The following is a 6,337-nucleotide window of genomic DNA, read 5'->3' as shown; positions in this document are numbered from 1 at the left end:
GGGGGCCGGGGTGCGGGCCGGGGCCCTCGGCTGACCGCCGTGGGGCCCCGCCCCCCCCCCCCGGGGGGGGGGGGCGGGGCCCCGACGAGGACGCCCCGCCCCGCGCGCCGCGCCTGCCGCCCCGATTTCCCGCCCGTCCCTGCGTTGGTGCTCGGCGCCGCCCGGGATCATGCTGGTCAGGGAGAGCCTGCCGAGCAAGGGCGAGATGAGCGGCGATGGAGCGACAGTCGACGTACACGGCCACGGCCACCATCGATGCGCAGGGCATCCTCACAGGCTGGAGCGAGGGCGCCCAGCGGCTCCTCGGCTACGACTCCTCCGCGGTCCTCGGCCGGCCCGCCGCCGCGCTGCTCGCCGCCGAAGGCGCCGCGGCGAGGCGGGTCCTCGCCGGACGGGAACGCTGGAACGGCAGCATCCCGCTGCGGCACCGGGACGGCCGGTCCCTGGAGCTGGGCGTGCTCGCCCACCGGCGGACCTCCGCCACGGGAGCCGTCGACTGGCTCGTGGTGAGCGCCGTGACGGCCCGGACCCAGCCGCCCCGGGGGGAACCGCTGGAGGAGTGGACCTTCCTTCAGTCGCCCTTCCCGCTGGCCATCTTCGACGCGGAGCTGCGGCTGGTGCGCGCCAACCGCCGCATGGAGCACGCCCTCGCCCTGCCCGAGGCGGCGATGCGTGGACTGCGCCTCGTCCACATCGTGCCCGGTGCCGCGAGCGAGGAGGCCGACCGCTCGCTGCGGCTGGCGCTGGAGTCCGGCCGGCCGCAGGACGTCCGGATCCGCCTCGGCGCGGAACTCGGCCGCGGGATCGTCCTCACCCCGCTGAAGGACGCCGACAGCCGGGTCCGGGCCGTCTGCCTGTCCACCCAGCAGCCCACCCAGGACTCGGCCGTCCGCAGGAGCCCGTCGGGCGAGACCGGCTCGCGTGTCGGCACCGTCGCGGACCAGGCCCGTGCCGCACAGGAACTCGGCGAGGTCACGGTCCCCCGGCTGGCCGACGTCATGGCGGTCGACCTGCTCGACTCGCCCCGCTCCGGCGCCGAGGACCCCGTCCCCCAGCCCGGCCCGGTCGTCCTGCGGCGCGCCGCCCTGCGCGCGATGCCGAACGGCGACGGGCCGGCCTACGGCACCGGGGTGGGCGAGGCGATCGTCTGCCCGGCCGACTCCCCGCCGGCACACTGCCTGGCGGCGGGCCGCCCGCTCCTGTACGACACCGCGGACCCGGCCATCACCGAGTGGGCGACGCTGGACCCGGGTGCCGTGTGGCTGCGCACGTCCGGCGCCCGGTCACTGCTCGCGGTGCCGCTGCTCGCCCAGGGCAACACGCTCGGGGTCGCGCTCTTCGGCCGCCACCGGGACCGGGAGCCGTTCGGCCCGGAGGACCTGCGGCTCGCGCAGGAGTTCACGGCGAAGGCGGCAGCGGGCATCCAGCAGGCCCGGGCCTACTCCCGGGCCCGCACCACCACCATGGCCCTCCAGCGCAGCCTGCTGCCGCACACCCTGCCCGACCAGGGTGCCCTGGAGATCGCCACCCGCTATCTGCCCGCGGCGACCCGGGCCGGCGTGGGCGGCGACTGGTTCGACGTGATCCCGCTGTCCGGGGCGCGGGTGGCGCTCGTCGTGGGCGACGTGGTCGGCCACGGCATCCGCGCCACCGCCACCATGGGCCGGCTGCGCACAGCGGTGCGCACCCTGGCCGACGTCGATCTGCCGGCCGACGAACTCCTCACCCACCTCGACGACCTGGTGCTGCGGCTCGCCGCCGACGAGGGCAGCGCCGACCCGGCCGCCGAGACCGCCGGCGGCATCGGCACCACCTGCCTGTACGCCGTCTACGACCCGATCTCGCGCCACTGCACGCTGGCCCGGGCCGGCCATCCGCCGCCCGCGGTGGTCACCCCGGACGGCACCGTCCGCTTCCTCGACGTGCCCGCCGGGCCGCCGCTCGGGCTCGGCGGACTGCCCTTCGAGGCCGTGGAGACCGAACTGCCCGAGGGCAGTCTGCTGGCCCTGTACACCGACGGCCTGTTCGAGGCCCGCGACCACGACATCGACGAGGCGCTGGACAAGATGTTCGCCGCGCTCGTCCGCCCGGCGAAGTCGCTGGACTCCGTGTGCGACCGGGTGCTCACCGAGCTGCTGACCCACCGCCCCGACGACGACATCGCCCTGCTGGTGGCCCGCACCCGGGCGCTGCACGAGGACCGGGTCGCGTCCTGGGAGCTGGCGAGCGAGACCACGGTCGTCTCCCGGGCCCGCCACTACGCCATCGAGCAGCTGTCCGCGTGGGGCCTGGAGGACGCCTCGTTCACCACCGAGCTGATGGTCAGCGAACTGGTCACCAACGCCATCCGCTACGGCCGCCCGCCCATCCGGCTCCGGCTGATCCACCAGGGCAAGACGCTGGGCTGCGAGGTGTACGACTCCAGCGGCACCACACCACACATGCGGCGGGCGCGGATCTTCGACGAGGGCGGGCGGGGGCTGCTGCTGGTCGCCCAGCTCGCCGAACGCTGGGGCACCCGGCACGATCGCGTCGGCAAGACGGTGTGGGCGGAACAGACGCTCGCCTCCGGCTGACCGGCGCCGCCGCCACCCCGGCGGATTTGGCTATAACTGGTAGAGCTACATATAGGCCCTACCGATACCCCATCTAGGTACTTGTCCGGCTAATCCCTCACCCATTTGCGCCGCATCCATCACCGAATGGCGGCGTTATCTGGAATATGACTAAGGCATCGGGGGGGCGGGGGTTCGCATCCGTCCCGAAGCGGTCGCACTCGACTGCGCGGCGGCCCGCGCGGCTGGGCTCCTACATGTACGTGCCCGGGCAACCCGCCACCGGCCCCGCCAAGGGAGTTCTGGTGAAGGGCGGTCTTCCCGTCGCCCTCGAGGTGACCGAGGAGATCCTCCAGGAGTTCGTGGATGTGATGAACTCCCTGGAGGATGACGTCGCACAACGCTGGCCGAGCCAGGAGACGTGGCTCTGCGGCTCGCCCACAGGGTGAGTGGGCCGCATCATGTATCAAGAGCATATGGGGTATCCGGAACCTTCCATGGGATATCCGGACGACTATCAGAGCGAGTATCAGGGCGCCGAGGGATGGCATCCGGCGTCCACCGAAGGATTCTCCTCCCCTTTGATCCCTCCGGACTCCAGCTGGGATCCCGCGGAAGAGCTGGCCTTCATCCTGCAGGAGACCATCGAGCAGCAGCCGAGGATTCCGGCCGCGCGCGATGAGGACTTCTTCGCCCATCCACGCGTGATGACTCCACGCGAAGCGCTCGTAGAGATGACCGCGGAGTTGCCCCCGGTAAAGTCGCCTCCCCGAGGCCATCGAAGGGTCAGGGCACGGCAGCGCCCGAGCAAGATCCGGATCGCCAGTCACTTCATCGCCGCGGTGGTGACCTCCGTCGCGTCCGCGGTGAGCATCTTCGGCGGCCTGATCGCCTACGACCCGCTGCGCTTCGTGGCGATGTCGCGGATGCAGACCGACGTGGTCTCGTGGTGGCCGGTGCTCGTGTTCGGACCCTGGATGGTGGCGTCGCTCTCGATCGTCCGCGCCGCGCTGCACCAGCGCCGGGCCCTGCACTCCTGGTCCGTGCTCCTGGTGTTCTCGGCCATCGGGATGACGCTCTGCGTCGCCCAGGCGCCGAAGGACATCATCGGAGCCGCGGCCGCCGCCCTGCCGAGTCTGGCCTCCCTGGCCTGCTTCCAGCAGGTGGTGCGTCAGATCACCCTGACGAGGCCGCCCCGGAAGGTCACGCCCCGGCACCGTACGAAGCTCGCCGAGCCGCCCGCCGGAAAGAGTGACCGGCAGGTCCGTACGCCACCCCGTACCAGGAGTGCCGAGTGAACAGTGTCGCCGCGGGCTTCCTGACTCTGCCCGACGTCTCCCGGCTCCTGCCCCGCCAGCAGATGGCCATGGACTGCGCGGTCTGCGCGCGCCCGCTCGGTGCCAACGGCCAGGTGATGGGCGACGTGCTGCACCTCGGTTTCCTGTACCGGCTCTGGGTCTGCATGCGCGGCTGCGAGGTGGGCGGACCGGCTTCCGGCCACCAGGTCTCCCGGGGCCCGACCACCACGGGGCCGGGGCTGCTGCTGTAGGCCGGCCGTGCACGCAGAGGGGTCCGGGTGGTGCGGTCGTCGACCGCACCACCCGGACCCTCTTACATCAACCTCTCAGGCGGTCCGCGCCCTAGCCGGCGGTGGCGTCACCGCCGTTGCCTCCGGTGGCGTTCCCACCGGCATTGGTGGTGGCGTCGCCGCCGTCGCCGCCGGTCGCGTTGCCACCCTTGTTGGTGGTGGCGTTACCGCCGTCCCCACCGGTCGCATTGCCACCGGCATTGGTCGTGGCGTCACCACCGTTGCCGCCGGTCGCATTACCACCCTTGTTGGTGGTCGCATTACCGCCGTTCCCGCCGGTCGCATTGCCACCGGCATTGGTCGTGGCGTCACCACCGTTGCCGCCGGTCGCATTACCACCCTTGTTGGTGGTCGCATTACCGCCGTTCCCGCCGGTCGCATTGCCACCCTTGTTGGTGGTCGCATTACCGCCGTTCCCACCGGTGGCGTTCCCGCCGCCGTTGGTCGTGGCGTTACCACCATTGCCGCCGGTCGCGTTGCCGCCACCATTGGTCGTGGCATTTCCGCCGTTACCACCCGTCGCATTTCCCGGGTTCTTCTTGTGATCCTTCTTGTGGTGATCCTTCTTCTGGTGGTCCTTCTTGTGATGGTCCTTCTGGTCGTGGTTCTTGTGATGAACGACCATCGCCGTCACGGCCGAGTCGGGCATCGTGCCGGCCGAGGCGGCGGTTGCCGGGAGGATGATTCCACCGGCGACGACCACGGCCGAGGCGACGAGGGTCGAGAGTCGGAAACCGCGCTTGGTGCGGATCTCCTGGGCGTTCTGAACGTTCTCGGTGTTGCGCTGCATGGTTATCTCCTACTTGTCGTCCGGGCCTTTTCGCTTTCCGGTCCTTCCGGTGCGGCCCGTGCTTCAAGTAGGCCGGAACGTGAAAGCGGGGTCACGTTCCGAGGACTCGGGACTTGACGAGGAGGAGGGCGACCGGGACTATGCCGGTTTCCCGAGGACCGGACCGGCCCAGGCGGGCGGCTCGGGGACCGGCGCGGACACCGTCAGGGTCTCCGCGCCCAGGGTCCGCACCGGGTCCGCCGGAGCGTCCACGGCGGGGGCCGCCACATGGGCGTCCACCAGCGTCGGGGTACGGCCGCGCGGGCCGACCTCGCCGGTCGCGGTGCGCAGAGCGGCCACGAACTCCAGGCAGGAGCCGTGACGGTCGTCGGGGATCTTCGCCAGGGCCCGCCTGAGGACGTCGTCGGCGGCCCCCGGAAGGTCCGGCCGCCTGTCGCTGAGCGCGGGCGGCGGATCGTACTGGTGGGCCCAGAGCAGTTCGAGGTGGTCCTCGCGCTCGAAGGGCGGGACACCGGCCAGGATCTCGTGGACCACACACGCGAGGCTGTACAGGTCTGCCCTGCCGTCGACCGGGCGCCCGGCGATCCGCTCCGGCGCCACGTAGTCGAGGGTGCCGACGAACTCGCCCGCGGTGGTGAACCCGGTGAGCGACAGGGACTTCTTCGCCAGCCCGAAGTCGGTGAGGTAGACGTGCTCGGGGTGGTCGCTGTCGATGCCCTTGGCCACCAGGACGTTGCCGGGCTTGACGTCCCGGTGCACCAGGTCACGCGCGTGGGCCGCGTCGAGCGCGGACGCCAGCTGGGTCGCGATGCGCAGTGCGGCGGGCACCGGGAGCGGGCCCTCGCGGTCGATCAGGGCGCGCAGATCGAGACCGGAGACGAAGCACATGGCGATGTAGAGGATGCCGTCGGCCTCGCCGGCCTCGAAGACGGGGACGATGTTGGGGTGGTCGATGGCGGCGGCCACCCGCGACTCCTGGGCGAAACGGCGGCGGAAGGCGTCGTTTCTGGTGTACTCGGGGGCCAGCAGCTTCAGGGCGACCGTCCGGCCGAGGCGCAGGTCCTTGGCGCAGTAGACGACGGCCATGCCGCCGCGACCGAGTTCGCGCTCGACCCGGTAGCCCGCGATCTCCGTCCCGATCAGACCGGAGGGCCGACTGCCCTGCCCATCCACGTCCGAATTCTACCGACCGGACCCCGACGCCCGCCTGATCACACCGCCTGCCCGGACGGCACGACGGGCCCGCGCACGGGACGGCGGCAGACGAGGCCGGGCACCGACGGCAGGCCGGGCGAGGCACGACGGCGGCCCTCCGATCACGGCGACGGACACGGGCGCGGCGCACGCGGCGGCAAGCCGGGCCGCGCACCGGGGGGCCACGCGGACCGGGCCGGATCACGAAGG

Annotated in this window: 6 protein-coding genes; 4 read left to right on the top strand and 2 right to left on the bottom strand. The window is 72.0% G+C overall.

The features are described 5' to 3' along the window. Positions 1-215: 215 nt before the first annotated feature. From ACF08B_RS32625 to ACF08B_RS32610, 4 genes are all read left to right on the top strand, one after another. Positions 216-2,576, top strand: a complete 2,361-nt coding sequence (locus ACF08B_RS32625; protein WP_392320670.1) for a SpoIIE family protein phosphatase — start codon at positions 216-218, stop codon at positions 2,574-2,576. Positions 2,577-2,860: 284 nt separating this feature from the next. Beyond that, entirely contained in the window at positions 2,861-3,004 is a 144-nt protein-coding gene (locus tag ACF08B_RS32620) for a hypothetical protein (RefSeq protein WP_392320669.1), read from the top strand. 132 nt (positions 3,005-3,136) lie between these two features. Then, the gene (locus tag ACF08B_RS32615) at positions 3,137-3,853 is read left to right on the top strand and encodes a DUF2637 domain-containing protein (RefSeq protein ID WP_392320668.1); all 717 of its coding nucleotides are present in this window, start codon (positions 3,137-3,139) and stop codon (positions 3,851-3,853) included. Continuing rightward, a complete protein-coding gene (locus tag ACF08B_RS32610) occupies positions 3,850-4,104 on the top strand; it encodes a hypothetical protein (protein ID WP_392320667.1) in 255 nt (84 codons plus the stop codon). The genes ACF08B_RS32615 and ACF08B_RS32610 overlap by 4 nt, the downstream gene beginning before the upstream one ends. Before the next feature lie 91 nt (positions 4,105-4,195). On the opposite strand, the gene ACF08B_RS32605 is transcribed toward ACF08B_RS32610, so the two are convergent. Both ACF08B_RS32605 and ACF08B_RS32600 read right to left on the bottom strand, forming a co-directional pair. Beyond that, on the bottom strand, positions 4,196-4,933 hold the full coding sequence (locus tag ACF08B_RS32605; RefSeq protein WP_392320666.1) for a hypothetical protein: 738 nt from the start codon (positions 4,931-4,933) through the stop codon (positions 4,196-4,198). Positions 4,934-5,071: 138 nt separating this feature from the next. Next, positions 5,072-6,106, bottom strand: coding sequence for a serine/threonine-protein kinase (locus ACF08B_RS32600; protein WP_392320665.1), 1,035 nt, complete (start codon positions 6,104-6,106; stop codon positions 5,072-5,074). Between the last annotated feature and the right edge of the window lie 231 nt (positions 6,107-6,337).

It is taken from the genome of Streptomyces sp. NPDC015139 (assembly GCF_043079785.1).
In the GTDB taxonomy this organism is placed as follows: domain Bacteria; phylum Actinomycetota; class Actinomycetes; order Streptomycetales; family Streptomycetaceae; genus Streptomyces; species Streptomyces albidocamelliae.
The sequence above is the reverse complement of the archived record's forward strand: the minus strand, read 5'-3'. Positions and strand labels throughout refer to the sequence as shown.

What these genes read in the sequence shown, in the direction of transcription:
- ACF08B_RS32625 (WP_392320670.1), top strand. Translation starts at nt 216, where the DNA reads ATGGAGCGACAGTCGACGTACACGGCCACGGCCACCATCGATGCGCAG.
- ACF08B_RS32605 (WP_392320666.1), bottom strand. Translation starts at nt 4,933, where the DNA reads ATGCAGCGCAACACCGAGAACGTTCAGAACGCCCAGGAGATCCGCACC.